This is a genomic window from Streptomyces sp. NPDC093586 (assembly GCF_044764905.1).
Lineage (GTDB): Bacteria > Actinomycetota > Actinomycetes > Streptomycetales > Streptomycetaceae > Streptomyces.
This window is the reverse complement of the sequence record NZ_JBIWJA010000012.1, coordinates 39,989-61,338: the sequence shown is the minus strand read 5'-3', so window position 1 is coordinate 61,338 and position 21,350 is coordinate 39,989. Positions and strand designations below refer to the sequence as shown.

The 21,350-nt window shown below is 75.3% G+C and carries 8 protein-coding genes; 3 read left to right on the top strand and 5 right to left on the bottom strand.

Annotated features, from left to right (window positions below; translation table 11 throughout):
• Position 1: 1 nt before the first annotated feature.
• On the bottom strand, positions 2 to 1,390 hold the full coding sequence (gene selA, locus ACIRFH_RS15225) for an L-seryl-tRNA(Sec) selenium transferase (protein WP_403520577.1): 1,389 nt from the start codon (positions 1,388 to 1,390) through the stop codon (positions 2 to 4).
• 247 nt (positions 1,391 to 1,637) lie between these two features.
• Here selA and ACIRFH_RS15220 point away from each other — a divergent pair, with 247 nt between their 5' ends.
• The 3 genes from ACIRFH_RS15220 (at position 1,638) to ACIRFH_RS15210 (ending at position 4,934) form a co-directional block, all read left to right on the top strand.
• On the top strand, positions 1,638 to 3,218 hold the full coding sequence (locus ACIRFH_RS15220) for a carbohydrate-binding protein (RefSeq protein WP_403520575.1): 1,581 nt from the start codon (positions 1,638 to 1,640) through the stop codon (positions 3,216 to 3,218).
• A 233-nt stretch (positions 3,219 to 3,451) separates the two neighbouring features.
• A complete protein-coding gene (locus ACIRFH_RS15215) occupies positions 3,452 to 3,883 on the top strand; it encodes an NfeD family protein (RefSeq protein ID WP_403520573.1) in 432 nt (143 codons plus the stop codon).
• Between the two features lie 4 nt (positions 3,884 to 3,887).
• Entirely contained in the window at positions 3,888 to 4,934 is a 1,047-nt protein-coding gene (locus ACIRFH_RS15210; RefSeq protein ID WP_403520571.1) for an SPFH domain-containing protein, read from the top strand.
• A 27-nt stretch (positions 4,935 to 4,961) separates the two neighbouring features.
• Here ACIRFH_RS15210 and ACIRFH_RS15205 read toward each other — a convergent pair whose 3' ends face one another.
• From ACIRFH_RS15205 to ACIRFH_RS15190, 4 genes are all read right to left on the bottom strand, one after another.
• On the bottom strand, positions 4,962 to 11,711 hold the full coding sequence (locus tag ACIRFH_RS15205) for a beta-ketoacyl synthase N-terminal-like domain-containing protein (RefSeq protein WP_403520569.1): 6,750 nt from the start codon (positions 11,709 to 11,711) through the stop codon (positions 4,962 to 4,964).
• Positions 11,712 to 11,775: 64 nt separating this feature from the next.
• Positions 11,776 to 18,099: an SDR family NAD(P)-dependent oxidoreductase gene (locus ACIRFH_RS15200; protein ID WP_403520567.1), complete on the bottom strand. Its 6,324-nt coding sequence runs from the start codon at positions 18,097 to 18,099 to the stop codon at positions 11,776 to 11,778.
• Positions 18,096 to 19,679, bottom strand: a complete 1,584-nt coding sequence (locus ACIRFH_RS15195; RefSeq protein ID WP_403520565.1) for a PfaD family polyunsaturated fatty acid/polyketide biosynthesis protein — start codon at positions 19,677 to 19,679, stop codon at positions 18,096 to 18,098. Before ACIRFH_RS15195 ends, ACIRFH_RS15200 begins: the two co-directional genes overlap by 4 nt.
• Positions 19,680 to 19,732: 53 nt before the next feature.
• Positions 19,733 to 20,860 carry an SDR family oxidoreductase gene (locus ACIRFH_RS15190; protein WP_403520563.1) on the bottom strand — a complete coding sequence of 376 codons (1,128 nt, stop codon included), beginning with the start codon at positions 20,858 to 20,860 and terminating at the stop codon, positions 19,733 to 19,735.
• Positions 20,861 to 21,350 lie beyond the last annotated feature (490 nt).

Here is a 21,350-nt window from a genome sequence, read left to right as displayed (position 1 = left end):
CCTACCTCTCCGCCACGGCCCGTACGGCCTCGGCCAGCCGCTCGTCGTCCTCGGCCGGTACGGCGCGCAGGTCGAGCAGGCACCGGCCGCCCTCCAGGCGTCCCACCACGGGGGTCCGGCCGGTGCGCAGCGCGCCCGCGTACGCCTCGGGCAGGGACAGGGCCGCGCTGGGCAGTGTCACGCCGGGGGCGCCGCCGCCGCCGACCGTCGCGTCGCTCGGCACCGCCTTGACGTCGACGCCGTCGCCGCTCAGCGCGGAGGCCAGCCGTTCGGCGCGGTGACGCAGCAGCTCCGGGTCGGTGGCCAGGGCGTCGGCGGTCGGGGTGCCGGGGCCGGTCAGGGTCGCCTGCAGCGCGGCCAGGGTCAGCTTGTCCACGCGCAGGGCGCGGGCGAGGGGGTGCCGGGACACCGTCCGCACGAGGTCGTCGTCGCCGAGGAGCAGTCCGCACTGGGGTCCGCCGAGCAGTTTGTCGCCGCTGGCCGTCACCAGGGCGGCGTCGGCGCGCAGTTGGCTGTCGGCGTCCGGTTCGTCGGGCAGCAGTGGGTGGGGCGAGAGCAGTCCGGAGCCGATGTCGACGACGACCGGGACGCCCAGCGCGGCCAGTTCGGCGGTGGCGGCGGCGTGGGTGAATCCGCTGACGCGGAAGTTGGAGGGGTGCACCTTGAGGACGAAGCCCGTCCGCGGGCCGAGGGCGTCGGCGTAGTCGGCGACGTGGGTGCGGTTGGTGGTGCCGACCTCGCGGAGCCGGGCGCCGGTCGACTCCAGCAGGTCGGGCAGGCGGAAACCGTCCCCGATCTCCACCATCTCCCCGCGGCTGATGACGATCTCGCGCCCGGCGGCGAGCGCGGTCGCCACCAGGACCAGTGCGGCGGCGCCGTTGTTCACGACGTGCACACCGCCGGCCGAGGGCACCCGTGTCCGCAGGGCGGCCAGTGCGGCGCGTCCCCGGCGGGCGCGCGCGCCGGTGCTCAGGTCGAGTTCGACGTCCGTCGGCCCGGCGGCCTCCTGTACGGCGCGGCGGGCCGTCCGTGACAGCGGGGCCCGGCCCAGGTTGGTGTGCAGCAGCACGCCGGTGGCGTTGATCACCGGACGCAGTCCGCCGGCCGTGGGCGGCAGCAGGGCGAGGGCCGTGTCCGCGACGCCCTCGGGCGGGACCGTCCCTTCGCGGGCCCGGCCCTGGGCCTGTCGGACGGCCGCCTTCACCGCGTCGGAACCGAGCCGGTGCACCGCCTCCGCGAGCCTCGGGTCCCGCAGCACGGTGTCGGTGCGGGGGATGCGCCGCCGGGTGTCCGTCGCCTCCCGGCCCGGGGCGTGACCGTGTCCCCGAGCGCCGGCCGGGTCCGGCCCGCCCGGTGTCGCGGTCGCCTCCCGTACGGCCCGCTGATCCACGCGCCCTCCCTGTCCGGCCGGTCCCGTCTCTGCCCGAGGAGCCCCCATCGTCCCCCAGTGCCCGGCACGCGGGTCACGACACGCCGGAACGGTTCTGACACCCCTTCGGTCGTTCAGAGGAGTGAATACAGAACACGTACACATCCATTGACGCGTTCACGGCAAGCCTCTACGGTCCGTCTCGAAAGCGCTTTCTCGTCTGCACTCCCCCCACCCGGTCCTGGGAAACGACCCACCTGGAGACACGATGCGCATGAGACCCCTCACCGCCTGCGCGGGCCTGCTGGCCGGCACCCTCGTCGCCCTGTCCGGCCCCACGGCGCAGGCCGCGTCCGTCCGCCACGAGGCCGAGAGCTCCCCGGCGGTCTGCACCGGCACCCTCGACTCCGACTGGGCCGGCTACTCCGGCAGCGGATTCTGCAACGGCGCCAACAAGGCCGGCGCCTACGCCCAGTTCACCGTCGACGCCCCCGCCGCGGGCACCGCGACGCTGAAGGTCCGCTTCGCCAACGGCACCACCGGAATCCGCCCCGCGGACATCATCGTGAACGGCACCACCGTCACGTCGGCCTCCTTCGAGGCCACCGGCGCCTGGTCGACGTGGGTGACGAAGACGCTCACGGTGCCGGTGAAGGCGGGCGGCAACACCGTCCGGATCAGTCCCACCACCTCCGCAGGCCTGCCCAACCTCGACTTCCTCGACGCCGAGGTGACGGGCGACGGCACGACGCCTCCGACGTCCGGCTCCGCCCTGTACGTGGCGCCGAACGGCACCGACGGCGCGTCCGGCACCCGGTCCGACCCGACGACGCTCCCCTCGGCGATCGCCCGCGTCACCCCCGGCGGCACGATCTACCTCCGCGGCGGCACCTACCGCTACGCGCAGACCGTCACCATCCCGCAGGGCAAGGACGGCACCTCGGGCGACCGCACGGAACTGTCCGCCTACCCGGGCGAGACACCGGTGCTGAACTTCTCCGCGCAGAGCGAGGACCCGGCCAACCGCGGTCTCGCCCTGAACGCCTCGTACTGGCACCTCAAGGGCCTCGTCGTCGAACACGCCGGGGACAACGGGATCTTCGTCGGCGGCAGCGACAACGTCATCGAGCGCACCGTCACCCGTTTCAACCGCGACACCGGACTCCAGCTGTCCCGGGCGGCCTCCACCACGCCCCGCGACCAGTGGCCGTCGGACAACCTGATCCTGAGCGCGGAGTCGCACGACAACGCCGACTCCGACGGCGAGGACGCCGACGGCTTCGCCGCGAAGCTCACCGTCGGGACCGGCAACGTCTTCCGCTACGCCGTCTCCCACCACAACATCGACGACGGCTGGGACCTCTACACCAAGACGGACACCGGCCCCATCGGCCCGGTGACCATCGAGGACTCCCTCGCCTACGGGAACGGCACCCTCTCCGACGGCACCCAGAACTCCAGCGGCGACCGCAACGGCTACAAGCTCGGCGGCGAGGACATCCAGGTCGACCACGTCGTCCGGCGCAGCATCGCCTACGCCAACGGCAAGCACGGGTTCACCTACAACAGCAACCCGGGCTCGATGACGGTGTCGGACAACGTCAGCGTCGACAACGCCCAGCGCAACTTCTCGTTCGACAAGGGCACGTCGGTGTTCCGCGGCAACACCTCGTGCCGCAGCGGCGACGGGTCGAACGACAAGACCGTGGGCGACGCCGACGCCTCGAACCAGTTCTGGACCGGCTCGAACGGTTCCCGGTGCTCCGCGTACAGCGGCGCCCTGCGGTGGTCCTTCGCCTCGGACGGCCGCCTGGTGGTGACCTTCGGCGGCACCGCGGTGACGCCCTGACCGACGCGTACCGCCGGCCGGGCGGACGCCCGGCCGGCGGTACGGGCCGTGCGGGGACAGGGTCGCCGGGTCAGGAAGGGGCTTCTGTCGTTCCGCAGCCCGGTGGGCGCTTCACGTTCAGCGCGCGCGGCACCTGGGTAAGGGCCAGGCAAAAGTTCCCCCGGTGCGGCCGCTCTCGGGACCGCGCCGGGGGACGGGCCTCCGCGCTGACCCGAACCGGTGAGGGGCGCGTCATGGATCCATGGCTGATCTGGCTGATCGTCGCAGCGGTGCTCGCCGTCGTGGAGATCTGCACGCTCACCGCCGCTCTCGGGATGCTGAGCGTGGCCGCGCTGGCCACGGCGGGACTCGCCGGGATCGGGCTGCCCGCGCCCCTGCAGTTCCTGGCCTACGCCGTCCTCGCGGCGGGCACGCTGATCTTCGTACGCCCCGTCGCGCTGCGTCATCTGCACCGGCCGCAGACGGCACGGTTCGGCGTGGACGCGCTGATCGGCAAGCCCGCCTACGTCGTCTCGGAGGTGTCGGATTCCGACGGCAGGGTCCGTATCGACGGCGAGGAGTGGACAGCCCGCTCCTACGACGAGACGCTGGTGATCTCGGCCGGATCGACCGTCGACGTCATGGAGATCAGAGGCGCCACCGCGCTCGTCTACCCCCGGGACTGAAACGATGGACATCTCAGCTTCGCTGATCGCCGGCCTGATCGTCGCCCTGCTGGTGATCTTCACCTTGGTACGGGCGGTGCGCATCGTCCCCCAGGCGCGTGCGCGCAACGTCGAGCGGCTCGGCCGTTACCACCGGACCCTGACCCCCGGCCTCAGCCTCGTCATCCCCTACATCGACCGTGTGCACCCGCTGATCGACCTGCGCGAGCAGGTCGTCTCGTTCAAACCGCAGCCGGTCATCACCGAGGACAACCTCGTTGTGGAGATCGACACCGTCCTGTACTTCCAGGTCACCGACCCGCGTGCGGCGTTCTACGAGATCGCGAACTTCCTCCAGGCCGTGGAGCAGCTCACCGTCACCACCTTGCGCAACGTCGTGGGGTCCATGGACCTGGAGAAGACCCTCACCTCACGCGACACCATCAACAGCCAGCTCCGGGGCGTGCTGGACGAGGCGACCGGCAAGTGGGGGCTGCGCGTCAACCGGGTGGAGATCAAGGCCATCGACCCCCCGCAGTCGATCAAGGACGCGATGCAGAAGCAGATGCGGGCCGAGCGGGACAAGCGGGCCGCGATCCTCGGCGCCGAGGGGCAGCGCCAGTCGCAGATCCTCACCGCCGAGGGCGACAAGCAGGCCGCCGTCCTGCGCGCGGAGGGCAACCGCACCGCCGCGATCCTCCAGGCCGAGGGGCAGTCCCGGGCCATCGACGAGGTCTTCCAGGCCGTGCACCGCAACGACCCCGATCCCAAGCTCCTCGCCTACCAGTACCTCCAGGCCCTCCCCCAGCTCGCCCAGGGCCAGGGCAACAACTTCTGGGTGATCCCCAGCGAGATCACCTCGGCGCTCCAGGGGGTGTCCCGGGCCTTCAGCGAGGTGCTGCCGCCGTCACCGGCCACCCGCGCGAAGCCGTCCGACGACGACATGGCGGCCCAGGCCGCGAACGACACCGCGCAGGCGGCCGAGGCGGCCGCCCAGGCCCTCGCCGACGCCGCCGAGGCGGACGGCGTCACCAGCACAGCACCCCGGCGGCCCGAGGCGCCGCAGCGCTGACCTGCGGCGGCACAGGCGGAGCCGGGGTCAAGGGGAGGGCGTGGCGCGGGGCGGCGCCCCGGGCACCACCCGCACGCCGAGTCCGCGCACCCGGTAGATGCAGGTGTCGTCGCCCCACAGCGCCGCGTCCGCGACCGCGTAGGGGCCCCGTGCGTCCGTTCCGCTCTCCGTGATGTCCATGTCCACCCGGATCAGCCGGTTGGCCGGGGTGATCTGGCCGCGGTACGTCCAGGCCGTCTCACGGCCGGGCAGCACCGGCTCGAACCGCGGGTGCGGGACGCCGTCCGCGGCGCCGCGTGCGAGGAGGTGGTACTGGAGGAGCTGGCACATGGCCTCGACGCCCAGCGACCCCGGCTGCACCGGGTCCTGGAAGAAGTGCGCGCGGAAGAACCACTCCTCCGGGTCCACGTCCTTCTCCGCCCGCAGCCGCCCCAGCCCCGCGCTGCCCCCGTCCGGCCAGTGGCCGGTGATCCGGTCGAGCATCAGCAGCATGGGGCCGGGCAGGCACAGCTGCCCGGCGCCGTGTCCGGCGGGCCGGGCGGTCAGATCGACCGTGGCGCCTCCGGGCTCGTCCAGCCGCGCCCTGGCCCCGGCCGGGACCGGCAGGCCCTGCTGGTGGTCGAAGGCGGACCGCGGGAAGTACCCGAAGACGGTGGAGAGGGCGAACAGTGGCGCGCCGTCGGCGGTGCACCTCACCTCGAACGACTCGATGATCATGTCTCCGCCGCGGGAGACGCGGGTCAGTTCGGCGTGCGTGCGGACCGTGCGCGTCGCGGGCGTGACCTCGCCGGTGACCGTCCCCGTCCCGTCGAGGTTGCGGAACAGCAGGTCCGCGCCGGTGGTCAGCGCGCTGCCGGCGTACGAGGCGAGCCAGCCGCAGGGCTGCAGCGCGACCTCCATCAGCACGGCGAACGGCATCGCGTGGCCGCCGCTCTGCTCGAAGTACCAGGCCCGCTCGGGCACGTCGTACTCGGCGACGACCGCGCTGCCCTCCCGCAGGCCGCCCTGCGGGCCGTCCACGGAGACGATCCGGCTCATGAAGTGGTACGGAGGGCCGGGCAGCCGCGCCACCTTGCGGGTGCCGTCGAAGGGCTCGTACATGGCGCCGAACGCCTCGCTCGGTCTGCCCCAGGCGCAGGCCAGCAACGAGGCGTAGCCGAAGGGAAGACCGTCGGCCGCCGTCGCCACGGGGGCGCGTTCCCGGTGCCCGGCCAGCCCGCCCAGCACTGGCAGCGGGAGCGGGGTGCCGTCCTCCTGCACGGCGGGCGGTCCCGAGTGCCGCCAGTGCGACAGCGGCCAGTCGGGGACGAGCCGCAGCGCCACGTCCCGGCCCAGGAACGCCTGCTTGCCGTCCACCGAGCCGAGCACGTCCGCGTACAGCGTCGGCACCGGGCCGGCCGAGACGCCGCGCACGAACACCTCGTAGACGACCCGCCGGCTGTCCGGGGTCGCCTGGCCGCGGCACTGGGCCCGGCAGGCGCGGCCGTCGACGGGTTCGAAGCGCCAGCCGTCCCGGTCCACGGTGTGCCCCATGGCCGCCAGGCAGAACGCCATCGCCTGGAGGCCGCCCTGGAGCATCAGGGTGCCGGGCATGCAGGGGTCGTTCCGGAAGTGCCCCTCGAAGTACCAGTCGTCGGGCGACACGGGCGTCTCGGCCCGCAGATAGCCGCGGCCCCACGGCCCTCCGGCCGGGTCGAAGGCGGTCACCTCGTGCAGCAGCCGCAGTCGGCCGTCGTCGATCCCCGGCGACCGGACGTGGGCCGCGGTCGCCTCCCAGCCGGGACCGAAGCAGTCCGCCGGCCGTCCCTGGGCCAGCGCCCGCACCTGGTCGGCGGAGAAACGGCTCCGGGTGCAGCGCACGGCGGGCGGGTCGGCCGGCAGGTCGTCGCCGGGCGGACGCTCGGCGGGATCCCAGCGCACACCGCCGGCGTTCGCCAGTTCCCCGGGCGTGAAGAACCCGGCCTGCCCGTCGCGGACGCTGAGCCGGAGTTCGCCGTCCACGTAGCAGTCGTAGTGGAAGAACGACAGCCGTACGCCGTCGTGTTCGGCGTGGCCGTCGACGTGGATCTCGTAGCACAGGGTGTCACCCGCCCGTGGCGGGCTGCCGTGGTACGTCAGGGTGCAGCCGAGCAGCCGGTACGCCCGTTCGCCCCGGTTGAGCAGGTCGACGCCCAGCCAGCTCAGCAGGAGCAGATCGGCCTGGCCCGCCTCGACGACCAGGCCGGCCGGCACGCGCCCGGCCGAGTCCAGGTACCAGCTGCCGGGCCGGACGTCGGTCTCCGTCCAGATCGTCCCGTCGGTGCGCACCGGGCCGGGCGTGGCCAGCGCCGCGGGTACCGCGTCGATGCCGGTGACCCGGTCCGCGAACAGCATGGGCGGCGCGGGCATCCGGGTCTGCACCGGGTAGGCGTCCTGCTCGGCGAACCGGGGGCCGAACAGTGCGGAGATGTCGCCGGTGGCGAGGTGCTCCAACTGGGTCCGGTCGAACTTCGGGCCCGGGCGGGAGGTGAGCGGGGGCGCGGGTACCGGCGCGGTGCCGGGTGCGGGAGCCTGCGGGGGCGCTTGTTCGAGTGCGGTGCGGGCGGCGCCGGCCGGCCGGACGGGCGCGGGCGTCGCGGTCGGTGCGGGCGCCGAGCCCGGCACGGTCTTGTGCACGGTGCCCCGCGGAGGCGGGAGCGTCCGATGGAGCGCGGTGCGGGCGAAGGGGGCCGGAGGTACGGAGACGGGCGCGGGCGCCGCGCTCGGTGCGGACGCGGCAGTGCGGGTCAGGGCGGTCACCGCAAGGGCCGACATGCGCAGGAAGCGCTGATGGGCCTCGGCGTGGGCGGCGAGGACCTCCTGGTGCACCGCGGCGACGCGTCGGCTCTGGCGGAGGACCAGGGCGCGGGTGTCCGGCGCGTGCGGATCCGGCACCCCGTGGGATGACGGGCCGGCGTCCGGACCGGTCGGCGGGGCGGGCCGTCCGGCGGGGGCGGAACGGGGCGCGACGGCGGCCGTCGGGACTGTGGCCGTCGGGACGGCGCCGGGCGGCGGCACCGGTGCCAGTTCGGGAGCCCGGGGCAGCGTCACCCGGGCCTGGTCCGGTGCGGGCAGGCGGGGAGGGGCGGGGAAGGGCACGGTGACGGCGGGACCGGGGGCCGGGGCCTCGGTGGCGGCCTCGGCGAGCCGGGCGAACAGGTCGTCGGCGCGTACCGGCACGCCCGCGGCCACGAGTTCGGCCACCGCCAGGCAGGTCTGCCGCAGCCCGGTGCCCGGGGCGTCCAGTGCCACGGCCACGTGGTCCCGGTCGCCGAGCACCCGGGTGATCCAGCCGGTGCACAGTCTGCGCGGCCCGTGCTCGACGAAGACGCGGACGCCGTCGGCCCACGCCTGCTCGACCGTGGCCGCGAAGTCGATGGTGTTCAGCCCCTGCGCGGTGAGCGCCTCCGCGGCCCGTTCGGCCGTCGGCCGGTACGCCCGCGCGGTGGCCCCGCTGTAGAACCGCACCCCGGGTACGTCGGCGGTGGGATGGAGGTGGGCCGCGTGCCACACCTCACGGACCTCCGCGAGCTCGGGGGCGTGGGCGGCGAGGTCGTAGTCGAGCCGGATCGCGCGGTCGACGCCGATCCTGGCCACGACGGCGGCGCACGCGCGGGACTCGCCCCCGATGACGCAGACCCCGGGCGCGTTCACCGCCATCAGGTGGACCGCGGGCTCCGCGGCGAGTTCGGCGCGCACGGCTTCCAGTGGGGCGGTGACCAGGTAGCTCGACCAGTGGCGGCCGGCTACGCCCCGGCGTTCCCAGTGGCGCCGGACCGCCCGGAGTTCGCCGGTGAGTTCGGTGGTGAACAGCCCGCTGTCGCGGGTGGTCCGGTACAGCGCCGCGACGTCCTGCCAGACCCCGAGTGCCACCAGGGCTGCCGATTCGCCGGAGGAGTACCCGAGGGCGGCGTCGGGACACAGCCCGAGGATGTCGCGGGTGAGGACGGTGTGGAACACCGCGAGTTCGGCGGCGGCCCAGATCTGCTCGAACACCCCGTGCTCCGCGGGCGACCGCAGCCGGGTGCCGGTCGCCCGGTGGCCGGCCCGGACGGCGTCGCCGAGCGAGGGCAGTGCGAGCAGCAGTTCACGGCCCATGCCGGGGTAGGTCGCCGAGCCGTTCGTGTAGACGAACGCGGTCTGCCCCGTGACCGGCCGGTCCCGGTACAGCACGTCGGCCGGGCGGGCCCCGCCCCCGGCCAGCCAGCGGCGCGCGGCCTCCCTGCGGCCGGGGAACGCGTCGTCGGCGACGAGGACCAGCCGGGCCGGTCCCGCGTCGGACTCCGCGCCGCGTTCCAGCGCGGCCAGCACCTCTCGGCGGTCGGCTCCGGAGTAGACGTGCAGGCGTGGCGCCGGGCCGCGCAGCAGCGGCCGGGTGTCCGCGGCGCGCAGCCGGACACCGACGGCGGGCCCCTCCATGGGGGTCACCGTGGCCCGCGCGGTGTGCGGGACGGTCGTGAGGTCGGCGGGCGCGCCCGTACGCGGTACGGCGCGGTGCCGGAGGGCGAGCACCGCGACCGCGGCGGAGAGCAGTCCGGACGCGGCGTGCGCGTGGCCGAAGGCCGACGCCGGGTCGAACCCGGCGTCGGGTCCGTCCCCTACGACCAGGTCGGGTTCCCCGGTGGTGTCCTCGTCGAGGAGGGCCAGGACCGTGTCGCCGTCGCGGCGCGCGGCGTCGAGGGTCTTGAGGACGAGGACGACGGCGGCGTCCCCCGCCTCGTCCGTACGGCCGAGCGCGCGCCGGGCGCTTCGGTGGACCGCTTCGCAGGACCGGTCGGTGGCTCCGACGAGCGCGGCGTCGGCCTCACCGGACCGTACGGCCCGGGCGCCGAGTTCCAGCGCCACCAGCCCGGACGCCTCCTCCGCGCAGACCACGAACCCGGCTCCGCCGAGGTCGAGTTGGGTGCTGATCCGGTTCGCCGCGAGGTTGGGCATGCCGCCCACCACCGCCTCCGCGGTCATGGGCGGTCCGAACGCGTCCCGCGCCTGTTCCTCCGACGAGGCCGTGCCGGGCAGTCCGGCCCGCTCCAGCCAGTGGGGCACCCGCCAGCGGGCGCCCGCCCGGGCCACCTCCGGGTCCACCCCCGCGCCGATGACCACCACGGTCCGCTCACGGGGCAGGCGCACGGACCGTACGGCCTCCCGCGCCGCCTCCAGCACCAGGAGCTGCTGGGGCGTCGTCCGCTTCAGGGCCAGGGGCGGGAAGCACAGGTCGCGCAGCTCGACGGCGATCTCCCCCGCGGGGCCGCGCCGTTCGCCGTCCAGCACCGCGCGCCGGAAGTCCTCGGTGCGGGCGCCGTCGCCCACCCGTGCCCCGAGGGCGACGATCGCCACCGGGGTACGGGCGTCCGGTGACACGCGGTCCGGCCCCCGGCCCGGCGCGGGCACGGTGGAGGCGGGCCGGGGAGGCGGTGGTGGCGGCACGACGGTGGCGGTGGCGTCCTCGGGGAGGTCCACCACCAGATGGGCGTTGGTCCCGCCGAACCCGAACGCGCTGACCGCCGCCCGGCGCGGACCGGACCACGGTTCCGGCGCGGTCAGCACACGCAGCGGCGTGTCCGCCAGCGCCTCCAGCGGCCGTTCCGCCCCGAGCGTGGCGGGCCGGACGCCCGCCCGCAGCGCGCCGAGCACCTTCAGCAGCCCGGCCGCACCGGCCGCGGCCAGCAGATGCCCGACGTTCGACTTCGCCGAGCCGATGGGCACGTCGGCGCCCGCCCCGAACACCCGGGCCATGCCACGCACCTCCACCGCGTCCCCGACCGGTGTCCCCGTGGCATGGCACTCGACGAGCGACACGGTGCCGGGATCCACGCCCGCCATGTCGTACGCCAGGCGCATCGCGCGTACCTGGCCCTCTTCGGCCGGGCTGATCAGCCCGGCGCCGCGCCCGTCGTTGGACAGCCCGATGCCGCGGATCACGCCGAGCACGGGCAGCCGGGCGGCGCGGGCGTCGGGCAGCCGCATCAGGGCGACGAATCCGGCGCCCTCGCCGTGCAGCAGCCCGTCCGCGTCCCGGTGGAAGGGCCGGCTGCGGCCGGTGCGGCTCGTCGCCGACAGCCCGCAGAAACCGACGTGCGGGTAGAGGGGGTCAGGGCGGCTGACGGCGCCGGCCACCATGAGGTCCGCGGTGCCGTCGTGCAGCCGGTCGCAGGCCAGCTTGACGGCGTAGAGCGACGACGCGCAGGCGGCGTCGAGGGACCAGGCGCCCGCGCCGAGTCCGAGGGCCCGGGCCGCGAGGAGGGCGGGGAACCCGGCCGAGAAGCGGTTGCGGGCGTCGGGCCGCTCGCGCGGCCCGACGCGCAGCAGGGCCTCCCTGAGCGGGGGCCGCTGGTCGGACAGCCAGACGTGCTCGGCGTACTCGGCCCCGCCGGTCGTGGGGTAGAGGAGGTTGCCCAGCACCAGCCCCGCCCGCGGCAGGGGACCCTCCCGGCCGGCCTCCGTGAGTGCCTGCCGGACGCCGTACAGGGTCCAGTGGAAGAGCGGGTCCAGGGACACGAGGTGTTCCGGGGGGACCCGGAAGCCACTCGGGTCGAAGACGGACTCGAAGTCCCGTACGTATCCGCCGACGTCCGTCCAGGTGCGGTCGAGGTGGTCGTCCACCCGGCCCATCGCCCGCTCGCGCGGCAGCCGCCACCGGCCCTGGGGAGCGGGCGACAGACTGGAGCGGCCCGCGGCGATGTTCTCCCAGAAAGTGTCGGGATCCAGCGCGTCGGGCAGCACACAGCCCCGCCCGACGACGGCGATCGGTTCGAATGACATGCGGGTCTCTCACTTCGCAGCGTGCGGGGCCGGTGGACCGGGGAACGAGGGGCTCGTGGAGTGGTCAGGAGGGGCGGCTGACGAGTTCCACGCCGAGCAGTTCCAGCCGGACGCCTCCGTCGGCGTCGACGAGTGCCGCGTCGCAGCGCGCCCCCGTGCCGTGGGTCGCGCGTCCGCGCAGCACGCACCGCACGGTGCCGTCCACCGGGCCGGGCCGGTGGATCCTGCACTCCGCGACGGCCATCGGCAGCGTCGCCGCGCCGATCGCCTCCCGGGCCCACAGCAGGGCCAGCTGGAGGGCACCGTCCACGGCGGCCGGGTCGAGCGGCCAGTGCTCGCCGGGCCACTTCAGGTCCCGCACACCGGCCACCGTCGCCTCCGCGCCGCTCCGCGACACCCCGCACAGGGTGCGCACGCAGTGGAAGAGGGGGCCGTGGAAGAGGAGTTCGCCGTCGTACAGCACGGTGCGGTCCAGCGGCTCGAGATCGTCCGGGCCGGTCCACTTTGCCGGGTCCGGCCGGTCCGTCCCGGTGTCCAGTACGGCCCGGAAGTGCGTGGTGCCCCGCCCGTCCCGCAGTTCCGCGTCCAGCCCCGACGGTGCGCCGGCCGGGCCCCGGCTGCCGCGCACGGTGATCCGGTGGCCCGCGCCGGCCAGGTCGGGCAGCGCATACGTCTGATAGACCCGCAGGTCGCGCAGGACGAGGGGGCCGGCGTCCGGCAGCCAGGCGGTGGCCGCCCCGGCGAACCAGTTGAGGACCATCGCCACCGGCAGCACGGGGACCTCGCCGGGCGCGTGGTCCGTGAGCTGCGCCAGGGTGTCCGCCCGAAGCGTCAGTTCCACCGGGCACGGGTCACCGGCCGGGGACAGGGCCGTCGGCTCGTCACCGGCCACCAGGACGACACGGGCCTCACCCGCCGTGCCGTCCAGCTCCGCCGTGCAGGCGGACGCGCCCCGGTCGAGGGGGATGAGCGGGACCCCCGCGCGGCCGAAGTGCTCCGCCAGGGCGGGCGTGACCATGCCGCCCTGCCACGGCCCCCAGGCCACGCAGCGCACCAGGCAGCCGGGGCGGCGGGCCTGTTCGGCGGAGGCGACCTGGGCCAGGACCTCGTTGGCCATGGCGTAGTCGCTCTGTCCCGCGTTGCCGAACGCGGCGGCCACGGACGAGAACAGGCAGATCACCTCCAGCGGATCGTCCGCCGTGGCGTCCAGCAGCGTGCGCAGCCCGTCCACCTTGGTGGACATCACCTGCTCGACCTGCTCCTCGGTCTTGTCGGCGATCCGCTTGTCGGCCAGTACGCCCGCGCCGTGCACGATGCCGGTGACCGGCCCCCAGACGGCGCGTACGTCGCGCAGGGCGGCGGCCACGGCCTGACCGTCCCGGACGTCCGCCTGGACGTACCGGACCGGGGAGCCCGCCGACTCCAACGCCGCGACGGTCGCCCGTACTTCGCGCGCGGCGAGGATGTCCCGGGCCCGCGCGGCGAGCCGGGCGGGCGAGGGGTGCGGCTCGTCGCCGGCGGATCGTTCGGCGAGCAGCCGGGTGAGCGACGGTTCGTCGGTGGCCGACGCCAGCCCCTCGGGCTCGGCGTCGGGTGCGGTGCGGCCGAGCAGCACGATCCGGGGGCGGTGGGCCCTGGCCAGGTCCGACAGGGCGGCTGCGGTGACCCCGCGGGCGCCTCCCGTGGCCACGATCACCGACTCGGAGGTGATCCGCGGAGTGTTCCCGGGCGTGACCGGCGCGGGCACCGCGCGCGGGACGGTGCGGGTCCCGTCGGCGCGCAGCCCCGCCTCCGGGTCGGGGCCGCCCTCGAACAGCTCCCGCACGATCGCCTCGGCGACCTCCTCGTCGCCGCGACCGCCCCGCTCGCAGTCGAGGGCCCTGACGGAGGCGCCCGGCCACTCCTTCGCCGCGGTCCTGGCCAGCGCGGCGACGCCGCCCAGCCAGGCCCGGCCGGGTGCGTGGCCGCCGAGTCCGAAGTCGCCCCCGGTGTCCTGCACCGTCACGAACACCGCACCCCGTCCCGCCCCCGCCCGTGCGGCGAGGGCACGCGCCGCACGGAACGCCGAGAGGTGGACGTCCCGCGCGTGCTCCGGCGTGGCGTCCTCGCTCAGCGCTCCGAGGTGGACGACGCCGTAGGCGTCCTCGGGCACGTCTGCCGCGGCGGTGGCGTCCACGCCGAGCCCGGCCAGCTTCCGGGCGACGAGGCCGGCGAGCGCGGTGTCGTCCGGGCACCCGCCCGTCACCACGAGGGGTCCGTCGAACAGGCCCGCGGTCGCGAGGCCCGACGGGGCGGACCGCACCGCGCGCGGTACGAGCCGGGTGAGCGGGGGCCGCGGTTCGGCCCCGGTCCGCGGGGCGGGGGTCTGCCGGGCTGCCGGGGTCTCGTGAACGGCGGTTGCCCGGACGCCTGTTTCCGGAAGGTTCCCCGGGGCCGGGGTGTCCCCCGCCGGGGAGACCGTGGGGGCGGTGAGCGCCGCGACGATCTCGCGCAGGGTGCGGAGTTCGCCGAGCCGGCCGACGTCCGCCGTCCCCACGTCGCCCACTTCCTGGCGCACGGCCGACAGGATCTCGACGCGTTTGATCGAGTCGACGCCCAGGTCGGTCTCCAGCTCCATGTCCGCGTGGAGCATCTCGGCCGGGTAGCCGGTGAGCCGGGCCACCACCGAGAGCAGCAACCGCTCCAGTTCGGGCGCCGGCATCGGCGCCGGGTGGGCGTCCGGTGCCGGGGACTGTGCCGGGACGGTGAGCGGGGCCGGTTCCCCGGCGGCCGCCGTGACCGACGCCGTCACGTCGTGGGCGGCGGGTGCGGGAGGTACGTAGTCGGACGCGGGAGGTACGTAGTCGGGTGCAGGAGGTGCAGGGGCGGGCGCGGCGGGGAGGACGCCGGTCACAGCGGAGGGCATCGTCGGCGCGGGCGCCTGTTCCCGCCGGGGCGGCGCGGGCCGTGGCTGCGGTAGGGCTGCCGGCCGGGCCGGTGCGTCGGCCGCTCCTCCGGTGACCGGCGCGCCGAGCATCGCCGCGAGGGTGTTCTCGGTCATCCGGAGGAAGGCGACGTGGCTGTCGGTGAGCATCCGCTGGCAGGCCGCGTGTGCTTCCGCCGTCTGCCGCTGGACGCTCTCCACCGCGGCGTACCAGCCGGCGTCGGGGCCGGCACCGGGTCCGGCGGCGTACGGGGAGGACGCGTCGGGGGCGGAGGCGGAGGGTCGCTCGTCTCCGTACATGTGCCGCGTCCCGTACTCCGGCGCTCCCAGGACCGGGGCGGGCGCGGAGTCGTACGCGGGCGTCGGGCTGTACGCGGGCATCGGGTCGTGGGCGGGCGTCGGGTCGTACGCGGGCATCGGGTCGTGGGTGGGCGTCGGGCTGTACGCGGGCGCGGAGCCCTGGGCGGGCGCGGAGTCGTACGCGGGCATCGGGATCACCGGGGCATCGGTCTCGGAGTGGGCGGGGGCGGGGTGTTCCGGGGTCCCTCGCGGCACGGGCTCCGGCGTCTGGGCTGCGGATGCCGGGGCGGGCGGCGGGTAGGGCCGCCCGTGGTTGCCCCCGCCGATCTTCACGGTCATCCTGGGTGCGCGCTCCTTCGCTGCGGGTCCGGGCAGGGCGTACGGTGCCCAGAGCGGATCGAGGCCGAGGGGGACTCCGCGGACGGCGAGTTCGCCGAGCGCGGTGTGCAGGGTGGTGACGCCGGACCGTCCCGGCCGGTCCAGGGTGACGGCCGTGTGCTCGCGGTCGCCGAGGATCTGCCCGACCAGGCCGGTCAGCGCGGCGCCCGCGCCGACCTCGACGAAGGTGCGCACTCCGGCCGCGTACATCGCCTCGACCTGGTCCTGGAAGAGCACCGGTGCGGCCAGGTGGCCGGCGATCCGGTGGCGCATCTCGTCGGGCGACGACGGGTAGGGGGCGGCGTCCGCGTTGCCGTAGACCTCGATCCGGGGCTCCGTGAGCGGGACCGTGCGCAGATACGCGGCGAAGGGCCCGCCGGCCCGGGCGACGAGGGGGCTGTGGAAGGCGGTCGACGTGGCCAGCCGGCGTGTGCCGACGCCCTCGGCCGCGAAGGCCCTCTCCACGCGCTCCACGGCCTCGGCCGTGCCCGAAAGGACGATCTGGCGCGGGGAGTTGAGGTTGGCGGGCCAGATGTCACCGGACGCTTCAGCGGCCAGGACCGCCGTCACGCGGTCGCGGTCGGCGGCCACGGCGAGCATCGCGCCCGGTGTGCCGGCCGCGTCCCGCATCAGCTCCCCGCGTCTGCGGGCCAGGGCGACCAGCGCCTCGGCGTCGAGGGCGCCCGCGCAGTGCAGTGCCACGAGTTCGCCGAAACTGTGGCCGGCCACGCAGTCGGGCCGCAGTCCGAGGCCGCTCGCCACCTCCAGCAGGGCGAGTGCGTGCACGGCGAGCGCCGGCTGCGCCCACTCGGTGGCGGCCAGCCGCGCGTCCTGGGCGGCGCGCTCCTCGTCGGTGAAGGCGGGCGGCGGGAAGACCACGCGGTGCAGGAGCCGTCCGTCGAAACCGGTGCCGCCCAGCCGGTCCCACACGGCCTGGGCGGCCGGTGACAGCATCGCCAGGTCGGCTCCCATCCCGACGTACTGGGCGCCCTGTCCGGGGAACAGGAAGGCGAGGCGGCCGGGGGCGGGGTCCCCGGCGGCGTAGCGGACACCGGTCGGCGTCGAGAACGGGGTGCCGGGGTCGCGCCGGATCCGTGCGAGCGCCTGCGCGCACTTGTCCCGCAGGTCCTCGGTGCCGGTGGCGACGACGGCCAGCCGCACCGGGTCCGTGGGCGAGAACGCGCGGTGGCTCTCCCGGGCGAGCGCGGCCAGCGTCCGGCCGTCGTCCGCTTCCGGCGGCACCAGGTCGGACGGCGACGCGCCGCTGAGGAGGACGAGTTCGTCCGGCACCGTGCGGTGACGCGGCGCCTGGCGGGCCGTGATGTCCGAGGGGACGTACTCCTCCAGCGTGACGTGGAAGTTGCTGCCTCCGAAACCGAAGCTGGAGACGGACGCCCGGCGCGGGTGGCCGGCGGGCCGCATCCACGGCCGGGCCCGTGTGTTGACGTAGAAGGGGCCGTCCGGGTCGGCGGCCGCCGGGACCGGCCGGTCCACCTTGATGGTCGGCGGCAGCACCTTGTGGTGCAGGGCCAGGACCGCCTTGAGCAGCCCGGCCGCGCCCGCCGCGCACTTGGTGTGCCCGATCTGCGACTTGACGGAGCCGATGGCGCACCACTGCCCGCCCCGGTGGCCGGACGCCGTGAACACCTCGCGCAGTGCGGCCAGTTCGGCGCCGTCCCCCGCCTTGGTGCCGGTGCCGTGCGCCTCGACGAGCTCGACGGTCTCGGGGCCGTAGCCCGCCTGCTCGTAGGCGCGCCGCAGGGCGCGGGCCTGGCCGTCGGGCAGCGGCGCGTAGATCGCCGTGCCCCTGCCGTCCGAGGAGGCGCCGACGCCCCGGATCACCGCGTGGATCCGGTCGCCGTCCCGCTCCGCGTCGGACAGCCGCTTGAGGGCGTACATGATGACCGCCTCGCCGAGCATGGTGCCGTCCGCCGCGTCCGAGAACGGGCGGCAGTCGCCGGTGCGGGACAGCGCGGGCGTCTTGGAGAAGCACAGGAACATGCCGATGTCGTTGCCGGTGTCCACGCCCCCGCTGATCACCAGGTCGGCCCGGCCGAGGGCCAGTTCGCCGACGGCGGTGGACAGTGCGGCGAGGGAGCTGGCGCAGGCCGCGTCGGTGGTGTGGTTGATGCCGTGCAGGTCGAACCGGTTGGCGATGCGGCCGGCGACGACGTTGCCGAGCAGGCCGGGGAAGCTCGACTCCTGCCACGGGCTGAAGTGCGCGGCGATGCGGTCGCACACGGCCTGTGCCTCCGCCTCGGCCATCCCGTTCTCCCGCAGCGCCTTCAGCCACACCGGCCGGTGGGCGCGCCCGTACATGTGCGGGAGCAGTTCCAGGGCGGCGGTGCCGAGGACGACGCCGACCCGGTCCCGGTCGACGCCGCCGAGTCCCCCGGCGTCGGCCAGCACCTGGTCGGCGACCATCAGGGCGAGGAGCTGGGAGGTGTCCGTCGCCGCCAGGTTGGCGGGCGGCACGCCGTAGGCGAGGGGGTCGAAGTCGACCTCGGGCAGGAAGGCGCCCCGGCGGGCGTACGTCTTGTCGGGGGCGGCCGGGTCGGGGTCGTAGTGGTCGGCCACCAGCCAGCGGGTGGCGGGCACCTCGGTGATCAGGTCGCGGCCGCCGGTCACGATCCGCCAGTAGCCGGCGGTGTCCGTCGCGCCGGGCACCAGGGCGCCGGCCCCGATCACGGCGACGGGGACCTGCGTCGCGGGGCTGCGGGGCACGGTCTCTCCTCGGGGTCGTACGGCGGGCGCGGCCGGCCTGCCGGTGGTGTCCCGGCCCCTCATGCCGGCCCGTACGGGGTGCAGGTGAACGTCTCGGGCGGCAACGGGACGCCGTGGGCGCGCAGTTGGTGGGCGCGGGTGAGCACTGCGGCGCCCTCCAGCAGGTTGAGGGCGATCTGCACGACGGACCGGTTCGCCGGGTCGGCCAGGAACGAGCCCGCCACCCAGCGGTTGAAGGCGCCCATCGCGGGTCCGCACCAGATCTGGTAGTCGGTGCGCCGGGAGGTCTCGCCGTTGATCGCCCACCGGCTGGAGCTGCCCAGGTACCAGCGGAAGACCAGCGCCATGCGGTGCTTGGGATCGGCCAGGGCCCGGTCGATCTGCGCCGGGTCGCGCCGCTCCCAGAAGGCCCGCGTGCGCTGCCACACGTCGTCGAACGAGGCCCGCAGCACGTCCCGTTCGAGCAAGGTGCGCTCCGCGGCGGGGATCTCCTCCAACGAGCCGTACGCCCGGTAGGCCGCGCGGAGGCGGCCGGCCCGCCGGGCGAACATCGTGCCTCGGGACAGGACCTGGAGGGTGACGCCCAGTTCGAACATGTCCGCGGCCGGCGCCATGGCCACGTCGGCGACGTCCGCCTCGCAGAGCATCGCCTTGGCGTCGTCGGACAGGCCCGCTTCGACGGCCGTCTGGTTCACGGATCCGACGACGACGTAGGAGGCGCCGAGGGCGAAGGCGGCGGCCACCGCGTCCGGGGTGCCGAGCCCGCCGGCCGCGCCGATCCTGACCGGTGCGCGGTAGCCGAACCGCCGGCACAGCGCGTCGCGGAGCAGGGCGATGCGCGGCAGCAGGGCGGACAGCGGGCGGTTGTCGGTGTGACCGCCGCTGTCGGCCTCCACGGTGATGTCCTCGGCCACCGGCACATGAACGGCGAGCCGGGCCTCCTCCGCGGTCAGCAGGCCCCGGTCGACGAGCGGGTCCAGCAGATCGGCCGGGGCGGGCGACAGGAACCGCTCGGCCACCTCGGGCCGGGAGACCTTGGCGAGGACGCGGGTGCGCCGCTCGATCCGGCCGTCCGGGCCGCGGGACAGTCCTCGGGCCGAGCACAGCACGACGGCCGGGGTCAGTTCCATGAACGCCGACGCCGAGACGCGGGGCACCCCGCAGCGCAGCAGCAGTTCGGCGACGCGGAACTCCAGCTCGGGTTCCGCCGGGGAGTGGATGAGGTTCACCCCCCAGTTGGGTCGGGACCGCAGCTCCCGGGCCAGCGTGTGCACGGCCCGCTCCACCTCGTCGTACGCGAGGCCGCCGGCGCCGAAGAAGCCGAGCATCTCCGCGTGGGCCATCGCGGACACCATCCGGGTGGTGGCGATGCCGTTCGCCATCTCCCCGGCGACGTAGGGGAATCGGACGCCGTGCGCCTCGCAGAAGGTGCGTCCGCCGAGCCATTCGGGGTACAGCGGGGGCAGCGTGCCGAGCACCGGGCCGTCGGGCACGGGACCGGTGGAGAGCCCGAGTTCGCGTCCGCCGGGCGCGGTGACGATGTGGACGGGTTCCCGGATCCGCCGGGCGCGGACGGCGATCTCCTCGGGGGAGAAGACCGGCCGGGTCGCGACGGGGCCGTGGGGGGCGGGGAGGACGGACACGGAGGGCTCCAGCAGGCGGGGCGGACGGGGCGCCGCGGACGGACGGGCGCGGATCAGGCGCGGCCGGGGGGCGGGAGGGCCGGCGCGGCCGGGGGGCCGGCTCGGGCGTCGTCCTGCGGGACCAGTCCGGACATCAGGTAGTCGAGGTCCACGCGGCCGGAGACCGCCGACGGACCGAGCAGGGCCCGTACGCGGGTGTCGTCGAAGCGCCGCCGGTGGGTGAGGTAGGCGATCAGCCCGGGGTAGAAGTCCACCAGGGTCTCCGGCCCCGCCCGGTCGTCCGGCGCGGTGGCGACCAGGTCGAACGACAGCCGGGTGATCCGCTCCAGCAGGGTCACGAGCAGGGACACGGGTACGTCCCGGTCGTGGACGACGTGGTAGGTGTCGACTCCGCCCGTGGGTGTCCGGTCGGCCAGCCGCAGCATGACGTCGGCCGCGTGGTCCACCTGGACGAGGTTCAGCCGGCTGTGCGGGTGCCCCACCAGCCGGACGCGGGGACGGCCGCCGGTGTCCACCGTGCGCCGCGCGTCGCTCAGGATGTGTTCGACGACCTGGAGCGGGTGCCGGGGGAGGCCGGGGTGGGGCGGCAGGTCGGTGACCAGGATGCTCGGCCGCAGCACCACGACCGGGCGCCGGTGTTCCTCCGCCCAGGCACGGACCAGCGCCTCCGCCTCGTACTTGGATCGTTCGTAGGCGTTCTCGAAGCCCGCCGTGTCGTCCAGTTCGTCCTCGTAGACCACGCCTTCTCGCCGGGATCCGGCGACGAAGGCGGTGCTCACGTGGTGGACCACGGGGTTCGCGCGTCCGGCGGCGGCCAGTTCCAGGACGCGCCGGGTGCCGTCGACGTTGGTCCGGCGCAGGGTGGAGAGGTCGCCCTCGAGGTTGATACTGCCCGCACTGTGCCAGATCGCGTCGAGGCCGGCGGCCAGCTCCCCGAACGTGCGCCGGGCCAGTCCCAGCCGGGGCTTGTCCAGGTCGGTCTCCACCACCCGCAGCCGGTCGGGGAGCCCGGCGATCAACGGCTCGGGCGCGCCGGTCAGTTCGAGGAACCGCGTGATGCGGTGCAACGCGTCCCCCGACCCCGCGCGCACCAGGGCCGTCACCGACCGGTGCCGGTCGAGCAGGCGTCGTAACAGGCGCAGTCCGAGGAATCCGGTGGCACCGGTGAGGGCTACGTGCATGACCTTGTCTCCAGGGGGCCGGGAGGGACAGCCGTGTGCGGTGGCGGTGGGATGCGCGGCGGCCGGGCGTCCGGGACACGGCCGGGCGTCCGGCGAAGGCACGCCCGGCGGTCGCGTCGCACGCGTCCCGGCCGGTCCGGCCGGTATGCGGCGGACGACGCCGGTCCTCCGGTCCCCGGCCTCGCCGGGCCCCCTCCCCGGGCCTCTCCCCGGCCCGACGAGCCTGACGCAAGGCACACAGTGTCAGACGTCGGACGGCGCCTGAGACCTCGTTCCCCGTCGCCCACCCGAACGGAGTACGCGCGCACGGAGCCCGCGCGCTCCTGCCGACGCCCCGGATCCCTTGTGCCGCGGGCCGGGGCGCCCCTTTGTGAGGGCCCGGCGTGAGCGACCTGGGTGAGCGTGGTGTCACGAGGCGCTTCCCGCTTTCGGGTGATCCGGTGGGCGGGAGCGGGGCTGTGATGCGGGATGTCCGGCGTGGTGGGGCGGG